Origin of the sequence: Nocardia sp. NPDC059691 (assembly GCF_042733915.1) — a bacterium.
GTDB classification, from domain to species: domain Bacteria; phylum Actinomycetota; class Actinomycetes; order Mycobacteriales; family Mycobacteriaceae; genus Nocardia; species Nocardia sichangensis.
The window spans coordinates 39,452-63,046 of sequence record NZ_JBHWFB010000021.1 but is presented as its reverse complement, the minus strand read 5'-3'; the positions used below and the strand labels follow the sequence as shown (position 1 = coordinate 63,046).

Here is a 23,595-nt window from a genome sequence, read left to right as displayed (position 1 = left end):
GTTTAGACTTACCAATAGCGGCTGTCTATAGTGCGAGACGGGAGTTCTGTCTTCGCACGGGCGGCGCGCTACGGCGTGGTGAGCGCCTGGACGACCGCGGAGCCGAAGCCGATGTCGTCGGAGGTGGCCAGGCGGGTGTAGTTCCCGCCGGTCTGCTGCGCCAGGGCCTGGAGGGTCTGGGTGCCGCTGCCGCCGACCACGATGACGTCGACGCGCACCGGCCGGGTGCGGTCGGTCGCCGCGGCGATGTCCGCGGCCAGTTGGGTGCCGGTGACCGTGGAATCGTCGTCGGGTCCGTCGGTGATCAGCAGCACCGAATTGGTGCGGCCCGGCGTGTACCCGGCGACGGCGCTCTTGTACGCCGCGATCAGGGATGGGTAGGCCTGATCCGACCGGCTCTCGCTCGGGCGCACCGCGGTCAGCGCGGTGCCGATCTTCGTGCGCTGGTCGGTGGTCAGCGGGGCGGTGGCGGCGGCCACCCGGTACGGAGTGGTGCCGTCGAGGTTCTTGCCGAAGGTCCACACGCCGAGTCCGAAGTCCGGCGGCATGACCGTCATCGTGGAATTCAGCGCCGCCAGAACGTTCGCCAGACGCGTCGTGGCGCCCTCAGCCGTCCCCATCGACGCCGACACGTCGACCAGGACGGTGGAGCGCACGCCGAGTACCGGATTCGCCAGCGTGGCGCGGACCTTGTCGAGCGCGCCACGGGGCGGGACGGCGGCCGCGGTCTGCGGCGCGGCGGCGAATCCCGCCGTGACGAAGGTCTGCGCCTGCTCGGGCTTGCGTAGATAGTCGGTGAACCGTCCGGCGATGAGGTTCTGCGTCTTGTCCACCCACGCGCCGGACATCAACGCGGCCGGGTAATCGGCCACGAGCGCGGACCCGGCGGGGCGGAACGCCACGACGCCGGGCAGACCCTTCAGTTGCTGCTCGGTAGCGGCTATCGCGTGCATGGGCGCGCCCTGCGCCGTGAGCTCGGTCAGCGCGGCCGTGGTGTCGGACGCCTCGGGAGCGTCGGCGGCGAGCCCGGAGATCGCGGCGACCACCTGACCGGACTGCGCCGCCTGCTCGCTGAGCGGTTCCGCGCCCGAGACCGCGGAGCCGACCGCCGTGGCCGCGGCGAGCGTGGCGTCACCCGCGGGCAGGGCCATCCGTAGCCCGCCCCATCCGTTCAGGCCTACATCGGCGAGCGAGCCCTGCTGCAACCGCGGCAGGTCGGCCCAGGACACGTCGGCCTGCTCCAGCGCGCGACGCAGCTCCTCGGGCACCGCGAGCACGATCGGGCTGGTGGCGATGGGTACCGGCGTGCCCTCGATCAGGCCGGGCACCCGCATGGACTCGATGGAACGGGTCGAATCGGCGATCCACAGCGCCGGCTGCGGGCCGAGCGCCTTGTCCCATGGCTTGCCGCTGGTGAACGCGGCGACGACGGCCGCGGACGGCTGTGCGGTCACCTCGACCCGCGCGCAGTGGTCGCGTACTTTCGGCCGGGTGGCGTTGTAGCTGTCCGCGGCGGCCCGCACCTGCGCGGCGATGCCGGGATCGGCCGTCACGGAGAGTGTCGCGGGCCCCTCGACGCATTCGGCCGCCGCCGCACTGTCCTGGTTCGCCGCGCGATCGCGCAACTGGAACCAGACGACGACGATCGCGGCCAGTAACGCAACGACGACCACTGCGATAACCGGACCTTTGCTGACGCCCCGGGATCTGGTTGCGCTGCGATGAGTGCCCACGCGGTCAGTGTATGGTCAGCGGCGCCGAACGAAGTCGGCGAGGCTCCCCGATACCGGCGCGGGTGCGCGCGGTCGTGTTGGCCCGCCGCCGTGCCGCACGGCACGACGGCGGGACCGCTCAGTGGCGGATCACCCGTCCGCGGTCGAACTCGTGCCCGCCCCAGACGCCGGATTGCCCGGTGCGTGCGGCGAAGTCACCGCAGGCATCCCGGATCGGGCAGCGCGCGCAGACTTCCCGGGCGTAGTCGAAGTCCTGTGACGGGTACGGGAACCAGGCTTCGTGGTTCGGGTCGCCGCGGCAGGCCGCCCGGTGCCACCCTCGGGAATCCGAGAGCGGGAGCAGGTCGGCCAGGGTCGGCTCCGCGACGGCGGTGGTCTCGGCGCTCGTCATCGCGATCTTCTCCTTTCTCGGCTCGTGGTCAGGTCGCGGCGAGTTGCTTCCAGATCCGGCGCTGCTGCCGGATCCGATGGGTAGGGGCCTTCGGCTCCCAGAGCAGGCGCATGCCCGCCTCCTCCGGGGTGCGGTCCGCCTTGGCCGTGTTGCACGGCGCGCAGCAGGCCACCAGGTTGCCCCAGGTGTTCGGGCCGCCCCTCGACCGCGGCCGGATGTGGTCCACGGTGTGCGCCGACCCGGCGCAGTAGCCGCACCGGTTCCGGTCGCGACGCAGCACGCCCGCCAGGGTGGCCCTGCTCTCGTCGTGCACCAGCACGGCGTGCTCGAGGTAGACGTAGCGCAGCAACCGAATAGTCTGTGGCAGAGCGATTTCCACGTGCCGTGACCGAATCGGGAAATGCGGCTCACGGTCGGCCACGGTCTCCGCGGCGCCGGCGACCAGCAGCACAACGGCCCGGTCGGCCTTGATCTCGTCGAGCGCCTCGTAGGAGGCGTTCAGGACGAGTACCCCGCTGTGTATCCAGTTGTCGGCGGTTGTCGCCGCCTGGTCGGCGGCACGGCGGAACGTCATGGGAATCACCATGTTTCGTGCGAATTCGAGCGAAGGGGGAGAGTGAGCGGCGATCAGCCGAGGATCTGGAGGCGGCTGTCGACCGGTTCGCCGCGCCGTGCGCGCAACGGCCTGCCGATCGCGCCGCCCGCGGCCGACGATCGCGCCGCGAGGGTATTCATTCGCTTCGTCGTCTCCGGAATCACTGCCGCCCCTCCTCTCCACTGCTCGGCGGCCACCTCGAGGCGGTGGCCGGTGTCGAAACACATGGTGGCACAGCGGACCCGCCGTTGTCGGGTCATTTTTCGGCGGTGCTGTGGAGGGAGATCCCCGGACGTCAGGCCGGTCGCAGTTCGGCGGCGCCGAAGGAGACGTTGAACCGGTCGCACCAGATCGCGACGCTGGTCAACCGGGCCAGGTCGGCGTCGGCGGGGATGGGGTAGTTCTGGTTGCCCTGGTTGCCTTTGAGCTTGCCCAGGTCGGTGTGGCTGCCGTCGTCGAAGACGAACCACCCGGCGCGGCCTTCGCGCACCGGCGCGTCGGTGAGCCAGACGTGCAGGTCGGGGCCGTCGGAGGTGTCGAGGTCTTCCAGTCTCAGCACTCTGCTGCCGTCGGCCAGTCGCAGGACTGCGACGGTGCCCGCGGTGGCGTGCTCGTGCGAGATGAACCTGCCCCGAGCGATGGTGCGCGGCTGGGCTTCGGTCCCGCCCGGACCCGGCGCCGGGGATGCCGACGGCGCGGCCTCCTGCACGGTGGTGTCGGTGAACAGCCGCCATGGCTGGAAAACGGCCAGTCCCGCGCCCAGGCCCACGACCAGCAACGCAACGACGGCCCAGGTGATCGGCGATCGAGCGATGCCCCGTGCGGACGCCATGGATTCTCCTCGGAGTGTTCAGGGAAACTCGCCCCCATCCGATTATGGGGGCGAGCGGGCGTGGCGTCGACGGAAGAACGTCATCCGATCGGGGAGTGTCCGAGCAGGACGTGGCCCGTGAAGTGGGTCTGCTTGGCCCGCGGCAGCGGGTGGAACAGGCAGCCGTGCACGTCGCGGTAGCGCATCTCGAGCTCGCAGTCGCGCGAATAGCCGATTCCGCCGACGGTTTCGATGGCCAGGCGCACGGTGTGCAGAAGTGCGTCCGCCGCGGCGGTCTTACGGCTGAGCGTGCGGCTCGCGTACTGATCGGTGTCGGCGAAGTGCAGGTTCTCCGATCCGGTGAACATGGCGTCGACGAGATCGCCCGCGGTGGTGTGCGCGGTGGCCATCTCGCCGGCCAATTGGACGGTCGGCGCGTCGGCCCGCCCGGCGGCGAGCGTGGTCGCGATATCGACCGCGCCGTCGGCGATGCCGAGATAGGCCGCCATGACCAGCGGCATCGCCGCGCCGATCACGACGTTCAGCAACGGCGGCCACACCGATGCCGGGCGGGTCAGCGATACCGCCGCGTCGGGCACGAATACATCCTCGAGCACCACGGTGTGCGAACCGCTCGCCCGTAAACCCAAAGTGTCCCAAGTCTTCTCGATCCGTACGCCGTCGGCGGTGAACGGGATGGCGCAATGCAGCACCTGCGGGCCGCTGGGTGCGTCGTCCCAGCGCACGCTGGTCACCAGGACGGTGCCCGCCTCGCATCCGCTGGCCGGCGCTTTGCGCGCCTGCACCCGGTAGCCGCCGTCGACCCGCTCGGCGCGGCCGTTGGAGCCGACCCAGTCCGAGGCGCCGGTGCTGACCAGGATCGCACCAGCGACCACCTTGGCGAACAGTGGTGCGGCATCGATGCCGTGGTTGTGCCGCCACACCTGGGCGGCGACCAGGTGGGTGTGCATCGCGAAGGCGACCGCGGTGGAGGGGTCGTGGCGGCCCAGCTCGCGCAGGATCGCGCCCATCTCGCGGTGAGTGACCCCGCCGCCGCCGAACTCGGCGGGGACGAGCGCCGCGGACAGTCCGCTCTCGCGCAGGAGATCGAACGCGGCGAGAGAGATCTCGCCAGAGTGGTCGCGCGCGGCGACCTCGGGATGAAGAGCCTCGCCGACGCGGCGTGCGCGGGCGATCCAGTCGGTGGTGGTGTCGGTGGGGGCAGGAGCTGTAGTGGTCATGTTTCGAAGGTAGGAACGGCCGCGATAACCGGATAGTGCAGAAAGTGGACCGCCCCGGTCCAGAACCCAGATCGCGTTCGCGAGGTGCCATGACGACTTCGACGCCGAGTTACGGCCAGTACTGCCCGATCTCCCGGGCACTCGACGTGGTGGGCGAGCGCTGGTCACTGCTGATCCTGCGCGACCTGCTGCTGGGCACCACCCGGTTCAACGACCTCGCGCGCGGCCTGCCCGGCCTGTCGCGCAGCCTGCTGGCCAAACGCCTGCGGCAGTTCGAGCGAGCCGGGCTCGTGGAGAAACTGGTCGGCGAGTACCTGCTCACCGACGCCGGGCGGGAACTGGAGCCCATCCTGTTCGGCCTCGGCGAATGGGGTGCGCGCTGGACCTTCGGCACGCCGCGCGAGGACGAGCGTGACCCCGCTCTGCTGGTGTGGTGGATGCACACCAGGGTCGACACCTCGTCGTTCCCGGGCCGTCGCCACGTGCTGCACGTGCGTTTCACCGACGACCTGCGCCGATTCTGGATCGTGATCGAGGCGGGAGTGCCCTCGGTGTGCGAATCCGATCCCGGCTATCCCGTGGACGTCGCGATCAGCTCCGATGTCGCCTCGCTGTACCAGGTGTGGCTGGGGCGGCTGCCACTGGCGCACGCGCTGCGGACGGGCCGGGTGGCGTTCACCGGCACGCCCGCGCTCACCCGCCGGATGCCCTCGGTGCTGCGGCTCAGCCCCGTCGCCGGGTACGCGGACACGTCGCACCCGGACGCCGCCACTCGGCGCGCATCCTGAACTCCGGCGGCCTGCTCAGAGATTCCCGCCGACGCGCTCGAGGCGCTGGGCCACCAGTTCGCGGGCCTTCTCGCGCAGCGCGGCCGGTACCCGCTCGGATACACCGGGTCGCCCGGGGCGTAGCTCTTCTTCGGTGCGGACGAACTCCGCGGCCGAGTCCAGCTTCCGCCGGTACTCCGGGTCGGCCTCGAAATCCCAAGCCCCGGTCAGCCGTTCGTGTCCCGCGCGGTGCCGGTCACCACGCCGTCGAGCAAAGTGGTCGCGAGGATGTCGGCTATCTCGCCGGGGGAGCGGCCGCCGTGCGGGCGGTACCAGAACGACACCGTGTTCAACATGCCGAGCACGCTGTTGGTGACCACGTGGTCGTCGGTGCGCAACAGCCCCTCGGTGTGACCGGCGTCGATGACGCGTTGCCAGCACTGCTGCACCCGGTCGCGCAGGTCTTGCAGTTGCGCGGCGCGCTCGCCGGTGAGCGCGCCGACGTCGCGCAGCTGGATGGCCACCTCGCGCTGATGCCGCACGATCAGCCGCACGTGACTGTCGATCAGCTTGCGCAGCTTGGCGACCGGATCGCCGGGCCCGTCGGCGATCTGTTCGGCCTCGGTCAGCATGAGCTGCGTGTAGTCGCGCAGGATCTGCCAGAGCAGCTCTTCTTTGGAACCGATGTGGTAGTACAGCGCGCCGCGCTGCACGTCGGCGCGCTCGCCGACCTCGGCCACACCGGTGCCGTGGAAGCCCCGTTCGGCGAACAGGTCGATCGCGGCCCGCACGATCCGCGCCCTGGTGTCGCTCGCGGTCGATTCGGCCGCGGGCGGACGGCCCCTCCTACGGGACGGTGCGGTCATTTCGACGGGTCCAGCACGATCTTGCCCACCCCGTCGGCCCGCTCGGCGAACATCCGGTAGGCGGCGGGCCCGTCGGACATCGGAAGGTGGTGGGTGACCACCGCCTCGGGCCGCAGCCTGCCGCCCGCGGTGAGCTTCAGCAGCGCGGGCAGTTCGTACTGGATCGAACACAGCCCGATGTGGAATTCGAGGTCCTTCACCTGCGCCGCCATCATGTGGAACGGATAGGCGCGGTTGTGGCTCACGCCGATCACACTGACCCGGCCGCCGTGCCCGACGGCGCTGATCGCCAGCTTGATGGTTTCGTCGGCCCCGACCGCCTCGATCGCGACATCCGCTCCGCCGCGCAGCGTTTCGCGGATCGCCTGCTTCGGATCGTCCGATTCGACCGGCTCCGCGCCGAGGTCGGCGGCGCGCTTGCGGCGTTCGGCCAGCAGGTCGACGCCGAGTACCCGCGCCGCGCCCATCGCGAACGCGGACTGGACCGCCATGAGACCGACCGGGCCGAGACCGATCACCACCACGGTGTCGCCCGGCGCGATCCGGGCGCGCCGGGCCCCGTACCACGCGGTGGGCGCGTTGTCGGTGAGCACGACGGCGGCGGTGTCGCTCACCTCGTCGGGCAACTTCGCCAGATTGCCCGCGGCGTGCGGGACGGCGAGCAACTCGGCCTGGCATCCGGCCAGTGCGCCGCCGAGCCCGTAGCAGGCATCCACCGGCAACGGATGGCGAGCGCACGCGGTGACGATCCCGGCGCGGCACTGCGCGCAGCTGTCGCAACCGGCCGAGGCGGCGACCAGCACGCGGTCGCCGACGGAGAACCCGCGGGTGTACGGCCCCACTTCCACGATCTCGCCGACGGCTTCGTGCCCGACGCCGTAACCGGCGCCGGCGACGAATCCGTGTCCGGCGTAGATGTGCAGATCGCTGCCGCAGATGCCCGCCGCGGTGACCCGGACGATCGCGCCGTCGGGGCCGGGCAGCGCGGGATCGGGCCGGTCGCCGTACGAGATCTGTCGCGGTCCGTCATAAGTCAGCGCCTTCATCGCCATCCTCCGTCGATCGGGAGGGTGGCGCCGGTGCAGAACGCCGAGGCCTCGGTGGCGAAGAACAGCGCCGCACCGACGATCTCCTCCGGCCTGCCGACCCGGCGCAGGGCATTGTGTCTGGTGAGTTCCGCGCGCAGCTCGTCCGGCCACGCCGTGGCGATGTCGGTTTCGAAAGGCCCGCACTGGATGGTGTTGACCCGCACGTTCGGCGCGAACGTCTGGGCCAGCCCTCCGGTCAGTGCGTTGAGACCGGCCTTGGCCGCCGAATAGGGGACCGCGAAGGGTTCCGGCCGGATCGCCTCGATCGAGGAGACGTTGATGATCGAGCCGCCGCCGTCGGCGGCCATCCGGCTGCCGATCAGAGCGGACAACCGGAACGGTCCTTTGAGGTTCACGCCGATGACCTTGTCGAACAGCGCCTCGGTGACCTGGTCCAGGCTGGGGTACAGCGGCGAGAGGCCCGCGTTGTTGACCAGCACGTCCACCCGGCCGAACGTGTCGTAGACGGTCTGCACCAGGGCGTCGCACTGCGACCAGTCGCTGACGTTGCAGGCCACCGGCAGGGCGCGGCGGCCGAACCGCTCGGTCACCTCATCGGCCAGCGCGGCGCAGCCGTCCAGCTTGCGGCTTGCGATCACCACGTCCGCGCCCGCTTCGGCGAACGCGAGCACCATCTGTTTGCCCAGCCCCCGGCTTCCCCCGGTGACGACAACGACCTTGTCGGTGAGTGGCACCTTGACTCCTGCATCTCCGAAAATGTTCCGATCAGTACATTAAATCCGGCGCGCGTTACGATCAAGGGGCTGTCCGGCCGACCGCCGACGGCTCACGACCCGCCGGGCGCAACGAACAGCTCACCTCGGCGTGGCGACGGATTCGGGCACAGGCATGGGCGACCCGGCGCGCGGTTACACCGCTACCCACGGGTAACATGGCACTGTTTTCCCACTCGGTTTTCTCGGAAGTGAGGCAGTAGATGACAGAGCGGATTCAGGTCGGCGGGCTCCAGGTGGCACGCGTTCTCCACGAGTTCGTCGAGAACGAGGCGCTCCCCGGTTCCGGCGTGGATTCCGCCGCGTTCTGGGCCGGCGCCGAGCAGGTCATCAATGATCTCGCTCCGCGCAACCGCGCTCTGCTGGCCGAACGCGACGAGATCCAGGGCAAGGTCGACGCCTGGCACGCGGAGCACCCTGGCGCGAACTACGACAAGGCCGCCTACAAGAACTTCCTGACCGACATCGGCTACCTGCGGCCCGCGCCCGCCGATTTCCAGATCACCACCCAGAACGTCGACGAGGAGATCGCCGTGACCGCGGGCCCGCAGCTCGTGGTGCCGGTGATGAACGCCCGTTTCGCGATCAACGCCGCCAACGCGCGTTGGGGCTCGCTCTACGACGCGCTCTACGGCACCGACGCCATCTCCGAGGCGGGCGGCGCGGAGAAGGGCACCGGCTACAACAAGGTGCGCGGCGACAAGGTCATCGAGTGGGCGCGCAACTTCCTCGACGACTCGGTCACCCTGATCACCGGTTCGCACATCGGCTCGACGTCCTACAAGATCGTCGACGGCGAGCTCGAGGTCGGCCTCGAGGACGGCACCAGCATCGGCCTGGCCGACGCCTCTCAGCTGGTCGGCTACCTCGGTGACCCGGAGGCGCCGAGTTCGGTGCTGCTGAAGCACAACGGTCTGCACATCGAGATCCAGATCGACCCGCAGTCCCCGATCGGCAGCACCGACACCGCGGGCGTCAAGGACGTCGTGCTGGAGTCCGCGGTCACCACGATCATGGACTTCGAGGACTCGGTCGCCGCCGTGGACGCCGAGGACAAGGTGCTCTGCTACCACAACTGGCTCGGCCTGATGAAGGGCGACCTCGCGGAGAAGGTCAGCAAGGGCGAGAAGACCTTCACCCGCACCATGAACCCCGACCGCGTGTACACCGCGCTGGCCGGCGGCGAGCTGGTGCTGCACGGCCGTTCGCTGCTGTTCGTGCGCAATGTGGGTCACCTGATGACCTCCGACGCCATCCTGGACGCCGAGGGCAACGAGGTGCCCGAGGGCATCATGGACGGGCTGATCACCTCGCTGATCGCCAAGCACAGCCTGGCCGACGACGTGCAGCTGAAGAACAGCCGCACCGGCTCGGTCTACATCGTGAAGCCGAAGATGCACGGCCCGGACGAGGTCGCGTTCACCGACGAGCTGTTCGGCCGGATCGAGGACGTGCTCGGGCTGAGCCGCAACACGCTCAAGGTCGGCATCATGGACGAGGAGCGCCGCACCACGGTGAACCTCGCGGCCTGCATCCAGGCCGCCGCCGAGCGTGTGGTCTTCATCAACACCGGCTTCCTGGACCGCACCGGCGACGAGATCCACACCTCCATGGAGGCCGGGCCGATGGTCCGCAAGGCCGACATGAAGTCCCAGCAGTGGATCCTGTCCTACGAGGATTGGAACGTCGATACCGGTCTCGCCGCGGGCCTGCCCGGCAAGGCGCAGATCGGCAAGGGCATGTGGGCCATGCCGGACCTGATGGCCGACATGCTCACCCAGAAGATCGGTCACCCGCGCGCGGGCGCGAACACCGCGTGGGTGCCCTCGCCCACCGCCGCGACCTTGCACGCGACCCACTACCACCTGGTTGACGTGTTCAAGCGGCAGCAGGAGATCGCCAAGGGCGGTCGCCGCGCCACCGTCGACGAGATCCTGGAGATCCCGCTGGCCGCCGCGCCGAACTGGACCGACGAGGAGAAGCGCCAGGAGCTGGACAACAACTCGCAGTCCATCCTCGGCTACGTGGTGCGTTGGATCGACCAGGGCGTCGGCTGCTCCAAGGTGCCCGACATCAAGGACGTCGCGCTCATGGAAGACCGTGCGACGCTGCGCATCTCCAGCCAGCTGATGGCCAACTGGCTGCGCCACGGCATCGTCAGCGCCGATGAGGTGGTGGCCAGCCTGGAGCGGATGGCCCCGGTCGTCGACCGGCAGAACGCGGGTGACCGGAACTACCGGGCGATGGCGCCGGACTTCGCGGGCAGCATCGCGTTCCAGGCGGCCAAGGAACTGATCCTGGAGGGCACCAAGCAGCCCAACGGGTACACCGAGCCGATCCTGCATCGGCGTCGTCGTGAGGCGAAGGCGCTGGCCTGCGTCTAGTCTCCGTGTGTCGCGAATCCCCCGGTCCCGTCGGCCGGGGGATTCGCGCTTTCGCGGGCGACCAGGAGTTTCGACTCTTGTATATCGGTCCGTTACCCTGGGGGCCGCACGAGATCGTCGATTTGTGAGGAAGATTCATGGGAAGCGTTGTGCTCGACATCGTGGCATTGGTCGTTAATCGCGCGGCGATGTTCTGGAATTGGATGGCCACCGGATCGGCGGGCTTCCCTCCGCTGTGAACGTGCGGTCCACGATCTGCTGCGAGTAGTGAAGTCCCCTGGTCAGGTGTGCTGGCCGGGGGATTTTCTATTCCGGCCGGAATCGGGAAACGTTCCGAATTGTTTGTTTTCACACCGGTGGATCTCGCTGCCTGGTGAAGTGCGTAGTCATCGGTGCCGGAATTCGCCGGACATCTGGACCATGCGAACTCGGGCGCGGTCTCCGGAATTGGACCGCGCGAGCTTTCCGCCCGCTTCCCGCGTCGCTGTGATCGTCAGTGCCCCGGGGGATTTCGCCGCCGATCCCGCGCGCGAAGCTCCTGCCCCTCGTATCTTGAACACGTGAACTCCGCAGGGTCCGTGCGCACACGGTCGCGTATTCCTCGTTGGTTCGTTCTGTGGATGGGGCTCCTGACCGCCCTGGTCGCGCTCTGCTGCGCGGCGCTGTTCTGGCAACTCGCCGCGGAGGGCACGTTCCCGACCCTCGTCGTGCTCTGGGCGGTGCTCGGTGTGCTCGGTGGGATCGCCGTCCTGTTCGGACTGCTCGGGCTGCTGCGCTACCGTGCCGTGTTCCACAGCCTCGCCTCGCCCGTGCTCATCGCGGCCCTCGTGGCGTCGGCCCTCTACGACGTCCCGGAGGACACCGGCTGGCGCCTCTCCCGTGGGATCCTCGAAGACCAAGCCGTCGACTGCGCGCACTCCGGCCACCGCAGCCGCCTCGGCGTCTACACGATCACCTTCATCACGCCCCGCGACGGCGGCTGCCTGTTCTACACCCAAACGGGCGACTCGAATTCGGAGGGCTTCGCCTTCTTCCGCGACCCGGCCACCCCGCCGCACCTCGGCCCGCCCGCCACCAACGGCATCGAATACGCCGCTTTCGACGGCCAGTGGTACCGCTTCGTCGACACTCACTGAGCGCGGTCGGCAGATTCGGGGGACGGATCACCATTCGAACGGGAGCGGTCGGCGGGGCTCGATCCAGAGCGCTTCGGCGAGGGCACACAGCGTTCCGTCGCTTCGTGACAAGGCCACGCCGACCGTGTACTTGCGGCCGTCCGATGAGATCGGCCACCCGTAGGACAGGTAGGGGTCGCCGGCGCGGACCGGTTCGAGCTGCGTGGCGGTGAGAGCGGCGGTGACCGCTCCGGGGCGCAGATCGCGCAGCGCCATCGCGGCCCAGCCGCCGGGGCAATCCAGAGCGGACCAGACGTTCTCGGTGGGCAGCAAGCCATCGGGTCCGGCGAGCGCGGGATCCGGTGTCCAGGCGGCGATGACCATGTCGTGCGTGGACATGGCCCAAGGCGACAAGCGCAATCCACGTCCGGGCACGCAGGCCGCACCGCAGCCGTAGCAGTGGCTCATCTTGCGCAGCGCGCCTGCGGTCGCGCTCGCCGCTCGAGCCTGTTCCCAGCTGGGCGCGGGCCGCGGCGTGACCGTGACCGTCGATGGGGACGCTTCGGCGAGTACCGCACCGTCGAGGTCGGTGAGTGACGCGCCGCCGGAGCCGTCGGCCGCCAGTACCAGCGGAGTGTCCACGGACACGCCGCGGCGGAAGTCGACGCGCACCTGCGTGGCGCCGCTCGCGGCGGCGAGCAGTCCCGCCACATACCCGCCGAACGCCACACCTGGGTAACCACGCACGTGCGCGGGCACCTTGATCGCATCGGTCCGAATCATCTGTTGCCCAACCTCTCCCGGCCGACGATCATGACCCGGTTCAGCCGACCATACCGTCGCGGTGTCGCCGGGCCGTCGGCGGGCCACCTGTCGACGCAGGTCGAGGGGACGACGGAATATCCGACGCTCCGCACGCTGTTGCGCCGACATGTGACGAACGCTGGAATGAACGTACTGATCGTGTACGCCCACCCGAAGCCGGACTCACTCACCGGCGCTCTGAAAGACGTTGCGGTGCGCCAGTTGCGGGCGGACGGGCACGAGGTGCGGATCACCGACCTCTACGCGATGGGGTGGAAGGCCGCCGCCGACACCGACGATTTCGGCGCGGTCGAGGAGCCCAACTTCATGCTGGCCTCGGGTGCGGCCTACCGCGACGGGACGCTGAGTCCCGACATCCGCGCCGAGCAGGAGAAACTGCTGTGGGCCGACGCCGTCGTCCTGCATTTCCCACTCTGGTGGTTCGGCATGCCCGCGATCATGAAGGGCTGGGTGGACCGGGTTCTCACCTGCGATTTCGCCTATGGAGCCGGGGGTAAGGCGTTGCCCAGATACGGTGCGGGCGTCCTGGCCGGGCGGCGCGCGATGCTGGTGGTCTCGGTCGGGGGCAGGCAGCCGTCCTACTCCGATCGCGGGATCAACGGCCCCGTCGAGGATCTGCTGTTCCCGATCCACCACGGCATCCTCTACTACACCGGCATGGACGTGCTGCCGCCGTTCGTGGTGCACGACACGATCCGCCTCGACGCCGCGCGCTTCGACGACGTCGCGTACGACCTGCGGCGGCGGATGTCGGAGCTGGCCGAACTGGAGCCGATCCGGTACCGCCCGCAGGGCGGCGGCGACTACGACCGGACTCTGCGTCTCGTGGCTGGTCGCGAAGCGCGGGGAGCGACCGGCTTCGGATTGCACGTGGCGTCGTAGCCGCCCGGGTGATCAGGGCAGTGGGGTCGCTCCGCGCTGGGTGAGCAGCATGCCCATCACCCCCGCCTCTTGGCCTTGCCCATGGATCATGGAACGCGCGATCTCTTTGACCGGCCCGGAGCCCAGGAGACTGTCGGCGGCCTCGGCCATCGCGATACCGCCTTGGTGGTGGCGAAACATCAGTTGAAGGAACAGTATCTCCGCGTTCCGGCCATGTGCCGCTGCCAGATTGTCCAGTTCCGCCGTGCTCGCCATCCCGGGCATCAGGGGTGCCGTCTGCGCGGCCGTCGCCTGATGGCCATGCGCCGACGCGTCCGCGCCGTGCATCCACGCCATCGGGTGTACGGAGCTGGGCGGCGCGTCCGCCAGGCGCAGCCAGCCGAGCATGGTGCCGATCTCCAGGCGCTGTGTGCGGTCGAGTTGTTCGGCCAGCCGGGCGACCGCCGGATCGACCGAGCGATCCAGCCGCTGCACCATCAGCAGCGCTTGCTGGTGATGGGTGGTCATGTCCTGTACGAAGCCGATCTCGACATCGGTGAGCACCGGTGCGGCGGAACGACTTTCCGGAAACACCAGCGGCCGCAGAGCGGCGCCGAGCACGAGCAGCGCGAAGGCCGCCGAGACCAGGGCGGCGGTCGACATCCGGCGCCGCATCGCTACGACCCGACGATCGACCGCTGGTCCGCCGGTGGCGAGTACACGTCGTCGTCCAGTCGCAGCACCATGAACCCGTTGTCCGAGCATGCGACGTACAGCTGTGATCCGCGCCATTCCGGTGGTGAGAAGCACCAGTCGGTGGACACATCGCCGAAGGCGAGGCGGCCGGTGCGCGGGGTGGTGGCGTCCAGGGGGTTGAACTGTCCCTCCAGTACGGCGCGCACCGCCGGAGGGGTGCTCATGAGCGGAACGCCGATGAGCGAGGCGAGCGCGTGCGGCGAGTTCCACAGGCTCATGTTCTGCCCGGTGCGGGCGGGCGGGTTGTAGTAGGCGATCTCGCGGATGGCGTAGGGGTCGCGGATGTCGAACACCCGGATGCCGGAGGAGATCCATCCGCAGGCCAAGGCGGTCGGGTTGTCCTGCCGGTCGGCGGCGCAGTAGTGCGATTCGTAGGCGAAGGCGGAACCACCCATCGACGAACCGATATTGCTGTCGATGTGCTGCGGCAGGTTGATCTCGAGCTTGATCTTGTTGGCCACCCTGGGCGCGGTCTCGTCGGAGATATCGATGAGTTTGACGCCGCCGGAACCGCCTTCGTCGACGGTGTAGAGGTAGGGCTTGCCGTCGTAGAAGACCGGGATGCTGTGCTGGGTCGCCCAGCCGTCCGTCCAGAACACCCGGCCCAGATGGTGCACCTGCGGGTTGGGGTCGCGGCGCTGCACCGCGCTGATGTCGAGGACGGTGAATCCGCCGAGCGCGGAGATGTACATCCGATCGCCGTCCGGGCTGATGCCGAATCCGTGCGCTTCGATGCCCGTCAAGCCCTGCCACACCACATGCGGGTCGGCGGGGTCGCTCAGGTCCACCGCGCTGACGAAGCCGGGCGCGACTCCCGAGGCCCAATAGGTGTTGCCGTCGGGGGAGAACCCGCCCTCGTGCGTGGTGATCGGCAGCGGCATCGCCAGATTCGTCCCCGGACCGGGATTGAGCAGCCGTGGATGCGCGCAATCGGAGATGTCGTAGACCGACAGGTAGCCCACACCCTCGCCGACCGGCACGCCGGTGCCGACCAGCAACTTGCGCTCGGTGTTGACCTTGAGGCTCTCCCAGGTGCCCGCGAGCATCGCGGGCTCGGTCAAAGTCGCCGTCGGACGCGGATTCGCCGGATCGGACACGTCGAGCACCTGGACGCCACGGCCCTCGCTGATCAGGTCGCCGGGAAAGAACGAGCCCAGATAGGCGCAATGCTCGAAGCTGGTGGAGGTGATGCCCGCGCCGCGGCCCGCGTAGCCGCCGACGTAGGAGATGTTGCACCGGTAGCCCTGCGTGCTGCGCCCGCTGTCGCGGTCGGCGGCGGTGACATCGCCTTGCAATCCGCTCTCGGGGGCGGCGCCGGGTCCGCACTCGGCGCGGGGAACCGAGGTGCGCCCGACGTCGAGGAACTCCTCGACTGCGTTACGAACGTCCGATGGCGGATCGGCCGAAGCGCTCACGGGCAGCAGCACGGCCGTAACCATGCCGATGGTGAGCAGAGCCAGCGGTTCGGCACGGCACAGTCTGGCCAACGGGCGCATCGTCGCGACCCCCCAACTTCGTCGTCGAGATTGGCTACCCAGGGTGACTGGGACAGTCACCGCTAACTGACTGAATAGTAATGATTTCCGTCGGTCCGAGGGCGGGTTTCGCCGAATCGCAGACTGATTCGCGAAGTTTTCCGTTCCGCGTGGTCAGCGCGGCTGGGTCGGTCCGGTGCCGAGTGCGGCCGAATTCGGGTGCTCCGACAGGAGTTCGTCGCAGGCACCCAGGAAGACGCGTCGTAGTCCGGCTGCGCGTTCCGCCAACTCGGCCTGGGCGCGGACGTACTCCGCCCGCCCCGAGGGTGTCTCGATGCGAACCGGCTGGTAACCGAGGCCGGACAGGTCGTACGGGCTGGCGCGCATGTCCAGTTCCCTTGCGGCGCAAGCCAACTCGAAACAATCCAGGAGCAGCTCCGACGAGATCAGCGGGACCAGCTTGAAGCCCCACTTGTACAGATCCATATTCGCGTGCAGACAGCCCGGCTGTTCGCGACGCAGCTGGTCGGCTCGGGTGAGCGGCTCGGCGTTGCGGCCGACGGCGTCCGGGGTGAAGAAGCGGTAGGCGTCGAAATGCGTACAGCGCAGCGACATCGAGTCGAGCACGCTGTCGGTGCCCGCGCGTCCCAGCCGCAGCGGCACCCTCTGGTGGCGGATGTCGTCGGTGCGATACACCATCGCCCATTCGTGCAGCCCGAAGCAGGACAGATGAGCGGGCCGGGACGCGGTGGCACGCAGCAACTCCGCGACGAACGCGACGGTATCGCGGCGTTTGTCCAGGTATGCGGGATCGGCGGTGCAGAAGCCCGCAGCGCCGGAATCGGTGACCACGTGGTGATACCCGCGCGCATCGCGGTATTCGGCGGCATCGGCCATCCCGATGCCGTATCCCGGATGCCAGCGCCGCAACTGGGCGGGTTTGTGCCCGTAGTAGGTGAACAAGAAGTCGATCACCGGGTGCGACGAACCTTGCGCCCGCCGTTCGAGATAGGGCCCGACCAGATCGTCCAGCCGGACCCGGTGCGCGGCGGCGGACTCCCGCCACTGCGCACCGGACAACACCCGCATGGTCATCGCACCCCGCGCGGGCACGCTGCCCGAATCGTCATTCGCCCACCCGATGCGTTCCGTCTCGGACGGTGCCGACGAATTCCTCCACCAAGTCCTCCAAGGCGACGATGCCGGTGGTGTTGCCCCGGTCGTCGACCACGCGGCCGAGATGGCTGTTGGTGCGCCGCAGCCGCGCCAGCGCCTCGTAGAGCGTGGCGCCCATGCCCACCGTCGGCAGCGGGCGGATATCGGTGCGCGGGATCGGCGTCCCCGGACCGGCGCTCTCGTCGGCGACCTTGTCGAGCACGTCCTTGACGTGCAGGTAGCCGACCAGCGAGCCGTCGTTCGCCCGCACCGGGAACCGGGAGAAACCCGTCTCGGCGACTGCGGATTCGATGTCGCCGAGTGTGGTCCCGTTGCCGCGCAGCGGAATCGATCGGGTCGCGTCCAGCGGCACCATCACGTCGGCGACCACCCGGTCGCTGGTGCCGAGGGCCTGCGTGAGGCGGCGATGCTCCTCCTCGTCGAGCAGCCCCTCCGAGCGGGACTCGCCGATCATCTCGGCCAGTTCCACCGTCGACACGGTGGCCTCCAGCTCGTCCTTCGGCTCGACCCGCAGCAGGCGCAGCGACAGGTTGGCGGCCAGGTTGTACAGCGCGATGAGCGGGCGGGCCAGCCGCAGCCACATCAGGTGCACCGGCACCAGCAGCAGCGCGCTGCGCTCCGGCCCGGCCAGCGCGATGTTCTTCGGGATCATCTCGCCGAACAGGATGTGCAGGATCACCACGATGGTCAGCGCCAGCGCGAACGCCACCGGGTGCAGCAGTTGCTGCGGCAAGCCGAGTAGGTCGAACGGGCCTTCCAGCAGGTGCGCTACGGCGGGCTCGCCGACGCGGCCGAGCAGGATCGAGCAGATGGTGATGCCCAGCTGCGCGGCGGCGAGCATCATCGAAAGGTTCTCGCCCGCTCGGATGACGGTGTTCGCGTTGCGCTTGCCCTGCGCGGCCAGCGCTTCCAGCCGGTCGCGGCGGGCGGAGATGAGCGCGAACTCGGCGGCGACGAAGAACGCGTTGCCTGCCAGCAGCACGACGGTGAGCAGGACGCCGAAGAGGTCACCCATGGCTGTGCTCCTTGGTCGCGAGGGCGTCGGCGTCCACCGGGATCAACCGGACCCGGTCGATGCGCCGTCCGTCCATGCGTTCGACCCGGGCGATCCAGCCGCCGGAGCCGTGGTTCTCCGGCGCCGTCCACTGCTGCGAGCGAGGGTTGGGCAGCACGACTTCGTCGCCGGGCACCGGGATGCGGCCGAGCCGGGTCAGCACGAGGCCGCCCAGCGTCTCGTACTCGCCCTCCGGCGCGTCGTACCCGGTGGCCCGGGAGACCTCGTCGATACGCAGCAGGCCCGAGCAGTCCCAGCCGTCGGAGACGCGCCGTACGTCGCGCTCCTCCTCGTCGTGCTCGTCGCGGACGTCGCCGAGGATCTCCTCGATGATGTCCTCCATGGTGACCAGGCCCGCGGTCCCGCCGTACTCGTCCACGACGAGGGCGACCTGCATGCCGTCGGCGCGGACCCGTTCGAGCACCTCGTCGCCGTCCAAGCTGGCGGGCACGATCGGCACCGGCTGGGCGAGCCGGTAGAGGGGGGTCGTCCGGCGCGCGTGCACTGGGCGGGTGAAAGCCTGCTTGACGTGCACGAAGCCGAGGGTGTTGTCGAGATCGCCGTCGATCACCGGGAATCGGGAGTAACCGGTGCGGCCCGCCGCGTCGATCAGATCGGCGATGGTGTCGTCCTTGTCGAGCGACTCGATCTTCACCCGCGGAGTCATCAGCTCCTCGGCGCTGCGCTCGCCGAACTGCAGCGAGCGGTCCATAACCTGGGCGGTGGGCTGGTCGAGCGCGCCGCGCAGCGCGGACGTGCGCACCAGGGAGCCGAGTTCCTGCGGCGAACGGGCCGAGCGCAACTCCTCGGCGGGCTCGACGCCGAGCCTGCGAACCACCCAGTTGGCGGTGCTGTTGAGGAAATGGATCATCCACTTGAACACCACCGAGAAGCTGACCATCGGTCCGGCCGTGACGCGGGCGGTGGCCAGCGGCTTGGCGATGGCGATGTTCTTGGGCACCAGCTCGCCGTAGATCATCGACAGCGAGGTGGCCAGGATCAGCGCGAGCGTGAGCGCGACGCCGCCCGCGGCGGCTTCGCTCAGCCCGATGCCGGCGAACACCGGATGCAGCAGCCGGGCCAGTACCGGCTCGGCGATATAACCGGTGATCAGCGTGGTGATGGTGATGCCGAGCTGGGCGCCGGACAGCTGGAACGACAGCGTGCGATGCGCCTTGCGGACCATGCGGGCGCGGACGTCACCGGTGCGGGCGTGCGCCTCGACGGTGCTGCGCTCCAGGGCGGTAAGGGAGAATTCCGCGGCGACGAACAGGGCCGTGCCGACGGTGAGTGCGATGAATCCGATCAGGCTGAGCGCGGTGAGCGCGACGGACATGGTCAGCACCACCCGAACGGTGCTGCGTGACGGCCTGTGCGGAATGGGACTACTGCGGGGAGGGGGACGCCGGGTTGGTCACCCGGCTCGATAGAGGAGCCCTCCTGTGCGGCGCCCTCGGACGCGGGTGACAACTGGATCCTTTCGCAAACGAGTCGTGGTGCCGGTGTCCGGCAACCACCATGCTACCGGCCCACGTGCCGAGTGGCGTGGGCCGGTGCCGGTGCGATGCGTGTGTCGGCGCTCACCAACCGCTGGGCAGCGGGCGGCCTTCGGCGAATCCGGCCGCGGACTGCACGCCGAGCACGGCCTTGTCGTGGAATTCGGCGAGCGTCCGTGCTCCCGCGTAGGTGCACGCGCTGCGCACACCGGAGCAGATGTGGTCGATGAGGTCCTCGACGCCGGGACGCTCGGGGTCCAGCCGCATCCGCGAGCTGGAGATGCCCTCTTCGAACAGTCCCTTGCGCGCTCGGTCGAATTCGCTGTCGGAGGCGGTGCGGGCGGCGACGGCCCGCTTGGAGGCCATGCCGAAGCTCTCCTTGTACGCGTTGCCGTCGCGATCGACCCGCAGGTCGCCGGGGGACTCGTAGGTACCGGCGAACCAGGAGCCGATCATCACGTTGGACGCGCCCGCGGCCAGCGCGAGCGCCACGTCGCGGGGATGGCGCACGCCGCCGTCGGCCCAGATGTGCACGCCGAGTTCCGCGGCGGCGGTGGCGCATTCGGCCACCGCGGAGAACTGCGGGCGGCCGACGCCGGTCATCATCCGGGTGGTGCACATGGCGCCGGGGCCGACACCGACCTTGACGATGTCGGCGCCCGCCGCCGCGAGATCCCTGGTGCCCTCGGCGGAGACGACGTTGCCCGCGACCAGCGGGACTCCGAGCCCGAGATCGCGCACGGCGGTGAGCGTTTCGAGCATCTTGGCCTGGTGTCCGTGCGCGGTGTCGATGACCAGCAGGTCGGCGCCCGAATCCACGAGGGACTTGGCCTTGGCGGCCACGTCGCCGTTGATGCCGACCGCGGCCGCGACGCGCAGCTTGCCCGCGGCGTCGACGGCGGGCTGGTAGATGCCCGCGCGCAGGGCGCCGGTCCGGGTGAGCACGCCGGCCAAGGTGCCGTCCTCGGCGGTGAGCACGGCGAAGTCGGCGTGCTCGGCGTGCAGCAGGTCGAACAGGTCACGCGGGGTGGTGGTCGCGGGGGCCCGCACGAAATCGGTGACCGCGATCTCGCGGAGCCGGGCGAAGCGGTCGACGTCGGCGCAGGCGGCCTCGGTCACCACGCCGACCGGGCGTCCTTCGTCCACCACCACGACCGCGCCGTGCGCGCGCTTGTGCATCAGGGCGACCGCCTCGGAGACCGAACGGTCGGGGGCGAGGGTGACCGGGGTGTCGGCGGTGAGCGAGCGGCTCTTGACGAAGGCGATGGTGTCGGCGGCTGCGGTGATCGGCAGGTCCTGGGGGAGGACCACGATGCCGCCGCGGCGGGCCACCGTCTCGGCCATTCTGCGCCCGGCCACGGCGGTCATGTTCGCCACGACGATGGGGATGGTGGTGCCCGACCCGTCGGTCGTCGACAGATCGACGTCGAAGCGCGACGCGACGTCCGTCCGATTCGGGACGAGGAAGATGTCGTCGTAGGTCAGGTCGTACGGCGGCTGATGACCGGGAAGAAAGCGCACTCGACCGATGATATCCGCGCGCCGACCGGTGTGCGCCGTTCTGCCCGGGGCTCGACAGTGCGGATATGCGGTGCGTCGTCTGTCCCGTCGGTCTTTCTTCGCCTGTGGGCTCAGGCGGCGGCTTGCGAGCGGGAGAGCATTATCGTCGCGGCGGCCATGACGAGCACCGCGCCTCCGGTGATGACCAGTCCCGCGGTGTCCGTCCGCAACCGCTCGTCCAGCACGGCGATGCCGATGAACGCGGCGGCCAGTGGCTCGACGACCGTGACGGCGGGCAAGGAAGCGGTCAGCGGTCCCGCGTGATAGGCGCGCTGCTGCAGGTAGACGCCGGTGACACCGGCCCCGATGAGTGCCCAGGTCTGCCAGCCGCTGAGCACATCCCCGAGACCGTGTTCGAACAGGTCGGTGACGTAGTCGGTGAGCGCGGCGGCGAGTCCGTAGAGGGCGCCGCTCGCGGCGCCGATCAGCAGCGCGCGCCACGCCGGGTCGCGCGCGGCGATGCCACCGGCGGTGGCGGCGGCGATCAGGCCGAGCAGGATGCCCAGGGGCACGAGCCAATCTCGCAGTGGCGCATCGGTGTTGCCCTCGGTCGGATTGCCGACGAGCAGGAAGCAGGCCAGCGCGGCGGTCAGCGCGAGGGCGGTCGCCCAGGTGCGCGGCGCCACGCGGCGGTCGTTGAGCCGGGCGGACATCGGTAGCGCGAACACCAGCGCGCTCACCAGGATCGGCTGCACCAGCAGCACCGCGCCCAGGGTGAGCGCGACGACCTGCATGGCGTATCCGCCCGCGTCGCCGACGACGCCCGCCCACCAGCGCGGGGTACGCATCAGCGAGCGGATCAGCGACGCGCCCTCCGGCACCGCGGCCGCCGCGTGCTGTTGCGCGACCGCGGCGACCGCGAACAGCAGCGCAGCGAGCAGGGCGCAGAGGACGGCGGCTGCCGCGTGAGTCGACACGTTCTAGTTTGCTCCGCGATTGCCCCGCTTCGGTGACTGCTGCGCGCGTACGGCGCGTCGCCGTGTCCGGCCCGGCGTGTCGCCGGAGGCGTGCCCTGCGGCGCGTCCGGAGAATCCGCCCGCCGTAGCGGAACGGCGGTGGGACGCACCCTCGACCGAACCCGCACTGTGCCCGGCGGAGCTGCCGGTGGCGGGCTTCCCGGCGACTTTCGCCTGGCCGCGACGACGCCCCGGCGCGGTGACCGATTCGCCACCACGGCTCGGCACCGAGCCCGACCGGGACTGCTTCGCCGCACCGGCGCCGCGGCCAGCGGCCTGAGCTGTCTCCGCACGCCGGTTCGCTTGACGCCGTGCGGGTTTCGTCGCCGGGGTGGTCGCGGGCGCGGCGGAAGCCGGAACCACCGGAGTTCCGGACGGGCGGCGGGCGCCGGTGATCTCGACCAGGGTGCGGTCGCCGGGACGGACCGCGACTCCGTCCACTTCGACACCCGCCTTACGGGCCATCGACTCGACGTCGCGGCGCTCTTCGTCCATCACCAGCGTGACGACCACGCCGTCCTCACCCGCGCGGGCGGTGCGCCCGGCCCGGTGCAGATAGGCCTTCGGCTCCGGCGGCGGATCGACATGCACGACGAGGGAGATCCCGTCGACGTGGATGCCGCGCGCGGCGACGTCGGTCGTGACCAGCACCGGCACCGAGCCGTCGGCGAACGCGGCGAGGGTGCGGGTGCGATTGTTCTGCGCCTTGCCGCCGTGCAGCGCGCCCGCGGCGATGCCCGCCCCGCGCAGCTGTTTGGCGAGCCGGTCGGCGCCGTGCTTGGTACGGACGAACATGATGGTCAGCCCGTCGCGGGCGGCGATCTCGGTGGCGACCGCCCGCTTGGTCACCTTGTCGCCGACGTAGAGCAGATGATGCGACATCGTGGTGACCGAGGCCGACGGCGGTGCGGTGGAATGCGTGACGGGGGAGCGCAGGTAACGCTTGACCAGCTTGTCGACCTCGCCGTCCAGCGTGGCCGAGAACAGCAGGCGCTGACCGTCGCGCGGCGTGCGGTCGAGCAGCTTGGTCACCTGCGGCAGGAAACCCATGTCGGCCATGTGGTCGGCCTCGTCGAGCGCGGTGATCGTCACGTCGGACAGATCGGCGGATCCCTGGGTGAGGAGGTCGGCGAGCCGTCCGGGCGTGGCGATGAGCAGGTCGACGCCGCGGGCGAGCCGGTCGGCTTGGCGTTTGATCGGGGCGCCGCCGACCACCGCGGCCACGCGCAGGCCGAGCGAAAGCGCCGGTTCGTCCAGTGCCCGCTCGATCTGTGCGGCCAGCTCGCGGGTCGGCACCAGGACCAGTCCGCGCGGGCGGCCCGGCTTGGCCGCGGCGCCGGCCAGCCGGGTGAGCATCGGGAGGCCGAAGGCCAAGGTCTTTCCGGAACCGGTCGGCCCGCGGCCGAGCACGTCCTTGCCTGCCAGGACGTCGGGCGTCGTGGCGGCCTGGATCGGAAACGGCGTCTCGATGCCGTCGCGTCGCAGTGCCTGGACGAGCACGGCGGGCAGGCCCAGACCCGCGAAGGTCGCGGGGGGCGCCGCGGCGACGGTGGTCGAGGGGGTCACGAGGAGGATGTGCCTTTCGTCGCACGGCGCGTTCCACGCGGATCGCGCTGTTCGGTGGGATGGAGAACGGTGCGCGATGCGGTTTCACCGCGCGGTGGCGCGGGCGATGACGCGCGCCGGGTAAAGCGAGAGGATGCGGCCGACC

At 69.8% G+C, this 23,595-nt stretch carries 22 protein-coding genes; 4 read left to right on the top strand and 18 right to left on the bottom strand.

The window, feature by feature from the left end; translation table 11 throughout:
- Window positions 1-68: 68 nt before the first annotated feature.
- The 6 genes from ACFV2O_RS34125 to ACFV2O_RS34100 all read right to left on the bottom strand — a co-directional run bounded on the left by ACFV2O_RS34125 (window position 69) and on the right by ACFV2O_RS34100 (window position 4,771).
- Window positions 69-1,673 carry a VWA domain-containing protein gene (locus ACFV2O_RS34125; RefSeq protein ID WP_379255770.1) on the bottom strand — a complete coding sequence of 535 codons (1,605 nt, stop codon included), beginning with the start codon at window positions 1,671-1,673 and terminating at the stop codon, window positions 69-71.
- A gap of 178 nt (window positions 1,674-1,851) precedes the next feature.
- Window positions 1,852-2,124: a WhiB family transcriptional regulator gene (locus ACFV2O_RS34120; RefSeq protein WP_355078495.1), complete on the bottom strand. Its 273-nt coding sequence runs from the start codon at window positions 2,122-2,124 to the stop codon at window positions 1,852-1,854.
- A 28-nt stretch (window positions 2,125-2,152) separates the two neighbouring features.
- On the bottom strand, window positions 2,153-2,698 hold the full coding sequence (locus tag ACFV2O_RS34115; RefSeq protein WP_379255768.1) for an HNH endonuclease: 546 nt from the start codon (window positions 2,696-2,698) through the stop codon (window positions 2,153-2,155).
- A gap of 53 nt (window positions 2,699-2,751) precedes the next feature.
- On the bottom strand, window positions 2,752-2,946 hold the full coding sequence (locus ACFV2O_RS34110) for a hypothetical protein (protein WP_379255766.1): 195 nt from the start codon (window positions 2,944-2,946) through the stop codon (window positions 2,752-2,754).
- Window positions 2,947-3,014: 68 nt separating this feature from the next.
- A complete protein-coding gene (locus ACFV2O_RS34105) occupies window positions 3,015-3,551 on the bottom strand; it encodes a DM13 domain-containing protein (protein ID WP_379255764.1) in 537 nt (178 codons plus the stop codon).
- A gap of 80 nt (window positions 3,552-3,631) precedes the next feature.
- Window positions 3,632-4,771, bottom strand: coding sequence for an acyl-CoA dehydrogenase family protein (locus ACFV2O_RS34100; RefSeq protein WP_379255763.1), 1,140 nt, complete (start codon window positions 4,769-4,771; stop codon window positions 3,632-3,634).
- A gap of 89 nt (window positions 4,772-4,860) precedes the next feature.
- On the opposite strand from ACFV2O_RS34100, the gene ACFV2O_RS34095 reads away from it, so the two are divergent.
- Window positions 4,861-5,559, top strand: a complete 699-nt coding sequence (locus ACFV2O_RS34095) for a winged helix-turn-helix transcriptional regulator (protein ID WP_379255761.1) — start codon at window positions 4,861-4,863, stop codon at window positions 5,557-5,559.
- Window positions 5,560-5,765: 206 nt separating this feature from the next.
- Here ACFV2O_RS34095 and ACFV2O_RS34090 read toward each other — a convergent pair whose 3' ends face one another.
- From ACFV2O_RS34090 to ACFV2O_RS34080, 3 genes are read right to left on the bottom strand one after another with little or no spacing between them, the layout of a single operon-like run.
- Window positions 5,766-6,404 (bottom strand): TetR/AcrR family transcriptional regulator, encoded by a 639-nt coding sequence (locus tag ACFV2O_RS34090; protein ID WP_379255759.1) that lies wholly within the window; start codon window positions 6,402-6,404, stop codon window positions 5,766-5,768.
- On the bottom strand, window positions 6,401-7,450 hold the full coding sequence (locus tag ACFV2O_RS34085; RefSeq protein ID WP_379255758.1) for a zinc-binding dehydrogenase: 1,050 nt from the start codon (window positions 7,448-7,450) through the stop codon (window positions 6,401-6,403). The genes ACFV2O_RS34090 and ACFV2O_RS34085 overlap by 4 nt, the downstream gene beginning before the upstream one ends.
- The gene (locus ACFV2O_RS34080) at window positions 7,447-8,187 is read right to left on the bottom strand and encodes an SDR family oxidoreductase (protein WP_364436637.1); all 741 of its coding nucleotides are present in this window, start codon (window positions 8,185-8,187) and stop codon (window positions 7,447-7,449) included. Before ACFV2O_RS34080 ends, ACFV2O_RS34085 begins: the two co-directional genes overlap by 4 nt.
- Window positions 8,188-8,429: 242 nt before the next feature.
- On the opposite strand from ACFV2O_RS34080, the gene ACFV2O_RS34075 reads away from it, so the two are divergent.
- Both ACFV2O_RS34075 and ACFV2O_RS34070 read left to right on the top strand, forming a co-directional pair.
- Window positions 8,430-10,610: a malate synthase G gene (locus ACFV2O_RS34075; RefSeq protein WP_379255756.1), complete on the top strand. Its 2,181-nt coding sequence runs from the start codon at window positions 8,430-8,432 to the stop codon at window positions 10,608-10,610.
- A gap of 620 nt (window positions 10,611-11,230) precedes the next feature.
- The gene (locus tag ACFV2O_RS34070) at window positions 11,231-11,746 is read left to right on the top strand and encodes a hypothetical protein (protein ID WP_355078484.1); all 516 of its coding nucleotides are present in this window, start codon (window positions 11,231-11,233) and stop codon (window positions 11,744-11,746) included.
- A gap of 27 nt (window positions 11,747-11,773) precedes the next feature.
- On the opposite strand, the gene ACFV2O_RS34065 is transcribed toward ACFV2O_RS34070, so the two are convergent.
- Window positions 11,774-12,508, bottom strand: coding sequence for a PaaI family thioesterase (locus tag ACFV2O_RS34065; RefSeq protein WP_379255754.1), 735 nt, complete (start codon window positions 12,506-12,508; stop codon window positions 11,774-11,776).
- A gap of 165 nt (window positions 12,509-12,673) precedes the next feature.
- Between ACFV2O_RS34065 and ACFV2O_RS34060 the strand changes: the two genes are divergently transcribed.
- On the top strand, window positions 12,674-13,432 hold the full coding sequence (locus ACFV2O_RS34060; protein ID WP_379255752.1) for an NAD(P)H-dependent oxidoreductase: 759 nt from the start codon (window positions 12,674-12,676) through the stop codon (window positions 13,430-13,432).
- A 12-nt stretch (window positions 13,433-13,444) separates the two neighbouring features.
- On the opposite strand, the gene ACFV2O_RS34055 is transcribed toward ACFV2O_RS34060, so the two are convergent.
- From ACFV2O_RS34055 to ACFV2O_RS34020, 8 genes are all read right to left on the bottom strand, one after another.
- Window positions 13,445-14,074 carry a DUF305 domain-containing protein gene (locus ACFV2O_RS34055; protein WP_379255750.1) on the bottom strand — a complete coding sequence of 210 codons (630 nt, stop codon included), beginning with the start codon at window positions 14,072-14,074 and terminating at the stop codon, window positions 13,445-13,447.
- Window positions 14,075-14,088: 14 nt separating this feature from the next.
- Window positions 14,089-15,663: an LVIVD repeat-containing protein gene (locus tag ACFV2O_RS34050; RefSeq protein ID WP_379255748.1), complete on the bottom strand. Its 1,575-nt coding sequence runs from the start codon at window positions 15,661-15,663 to the stop codon at window positions 14,089-14,091.
- Between the two features lie 153 nt (window positions 15,664-15,816).
- On the bottom strand, window positions 15,817-16,731 hold the full coding sequence (locus tag ACFV2O_RS34045) for a 3-methyladenine DNA glycosylase (protein ID WP_379255826.1): 915 nt from the start codon (window positions 16,729-16,731) through the stop codon (window positions 15,817-15,819).
- Window positions 16,732-16,768: 37 nt separating this feature from the next.
- On the bottom strand, window positions 16,769-17,833 hold the full coding sequence (locus tag ACFV2O_RS34040; protein WP_355078479.1) for a hemolysin family protein: 1,065 nt from the start codon (window positions 17,831-17,833) through the stop codon (window positions 16,769-16,771).
- Window positions 17,826-19,208 carry a hemolysin family protein gene (locus ACFV2O_RS34035; protein WP_355078547.1) on the bottom strand — a complete coding sequence of 461 codons (1,383 nt, stop codon included), beginning with the start codon at window positions 19,206-19,208 and terminating at the stop codon, window positions 17,826-17,828. Before ACFV2O_RS34035 ends, ACFV2O_RS34040 begins: the two co-directional genes overlap by 8 nt.
- Window positions 19,209-19,452: 244 nt before the next feature.
- Window positions 19,453-20,889 (bottom strand): GuaB1 family IMP dehydrogenase-related protein, encoded by a 1,437-nt coding sequence (locus tag ACFV2O_RS34030; RefSeq protein WP_379255746.1) that lies wholly within the window; start codon window positions 20,887-20,889, stop codon window positions 19,453-19,455.
- Between the two features lie 110 nt (window positions 20,890-20,999).
- On the bottom strand, window positions 21,000-21,845 hold the full coding sequence (locus ACFV2O_RS34025; protein WP_355078477.1) for a DMT family transporter: 846 nt from the start codon (window positions 21,843-21,845) through the stop codon (window positions 21,000-21,002).
- A 3-nt stretch (window positions 21,846-21,848) separates the two neighbouring features.
- Window positions 21,849-23,450 (bottom strand): DEAD/DEAH box helicase, encoded by a 1,602-nt coding sequence (locus tag ACFV2O_RS34020; RefSeq protein ID WP_379255744.1) that lies wholly within the window; start codon window positions 23,448-23,450, stop codon window positions 21,849-21,851.
- Window positions 23,451-23,595: the final 145 nt, after the last annotated feature.

Bases quoted from the DNA above. Each gene is read 5' to 3' on its own strand.
- ACFV2O_RS34045 (WP_379255826.1), bottom strand. From the start codon at position 16,731: ATGCGGGTGTTGTCCGGTGCGCAGTGGCGGGAGTCCGCCGCCGCGCAC.
- ACFV2O_RS34120 (WP_355078495.1), bottom strand. From the start codon at position 2,124: ATGACGAGCGCCGAGACCACCGCCGTCGCGGAGCCGACCCTGGCCGAC.
- ACFV2O_RS34085 (WP_379255758.1), bottom strand. From the start codon at position 7,450: ATGAAGGCGCTGACTTATGACGGACCGCGACAGATCTCGTACGGCGAC.
- ACFV2O_RS34110 (WP_379255766.1), bottom strand. From the start codon at position 2,946: ATGTGTTTCGACACCGGCCACCGCCTCGAGGTGGCCGCCGAGCAGTGG.
- ACFV2O_RS34065 (WP_379255754.1), bottom strand. From the start codon at position 12,508: ATGATTCGGACCGATGCGATCAAGGTGCCCGCGCACGTGCGTGGTTAC.
- ACFV2O_RS34070 (WP_355078484.1), top strand. From the start codon at position 11,231: ATGGGGCTCCTGACCGCCCTGGTCGCGCTCTGCTGCGCGGCGCTGTTC.
- ACFV2O_RS34040 (WP_355078479.1), bottom strand. From the start codon at position 17,833: ATGGGTGACCTCTTCGGCGTCCTGCTCACCGTCGTGCTGCTGGCAGGC.
- ACFV2O_RS34105 (WP_379255764.1), bottom strand. From the start codon at position 3,551: ATGGCGTCCGCACGGGGCATCGCTCGATCGCCGATCACCTGGGCCGTC.
- ACFV2O_RS34055 (WP_379255750.1), bottom strand. From the start codon at position 14,074: ATGTCGACCGCCGCCCTGGTCTCGGCGGCCTTCGCGCTGCTCGTGCTC.
- ACFV2O_RS34095 (WP_379255761.1), top strand. From the start codon at position 4,861: ATGACGACTTCGACGCCGAGTTACGGCCAGTACTGCCCGATCTCCCGG.
- ACFV2O_RS34100 (WP_379255763.1), bottom strand. From the start codon at position 4,771: ATGACCACTACAGCTCCTGCCCCCACCGACACCACCACCGACTGGATC.
- ACFV2O_RS34115 (WP_379255768.1), bottom strand. From the start codon at position 2,698: ATGACGTTCCGCCGTGCCGCCGACCAGGCGGCGACAACCGCCGACAAC.
- ACFV2O_RS34050 (WP_379255748.1), bottom strand. From the start codon at position 15,663: ATGCGCCCGTTGGCCAGACTGTGCCGTGCCGAACCGCTGGCTCTGCTC.
- ACFV2O_RS34060 (WP_379255752.1), top strand. From the start codon at position 12,674: ATGAACGTACTGATCGTGTACGCCCACCCGAAGCCGGACTCACTCACC.
- ACFV2O_RS34035 (WP_355078547.1), bottom strand. From the start codon at position 19,208: ATGTCCGTCGCGCTCACCGCGCTCAGCCTGATCGGATTCATCGCACTC.
- ACFV2O_RS34075 (WP_379255756.1), top strand. From the start codon at position 8,430: ATGACAGAGCGGATTCAGGTCGGCGGGCTCCAGGTGGCACGCGTTCTC.
- ACFV2O_RS34090 (WP_379255759.1), bottom strand. From the start codon at position 6,404: ATGACCGCACCGTCCCGTAGGAGGGGCCGTCCGCCCGCGGCCGAATCG.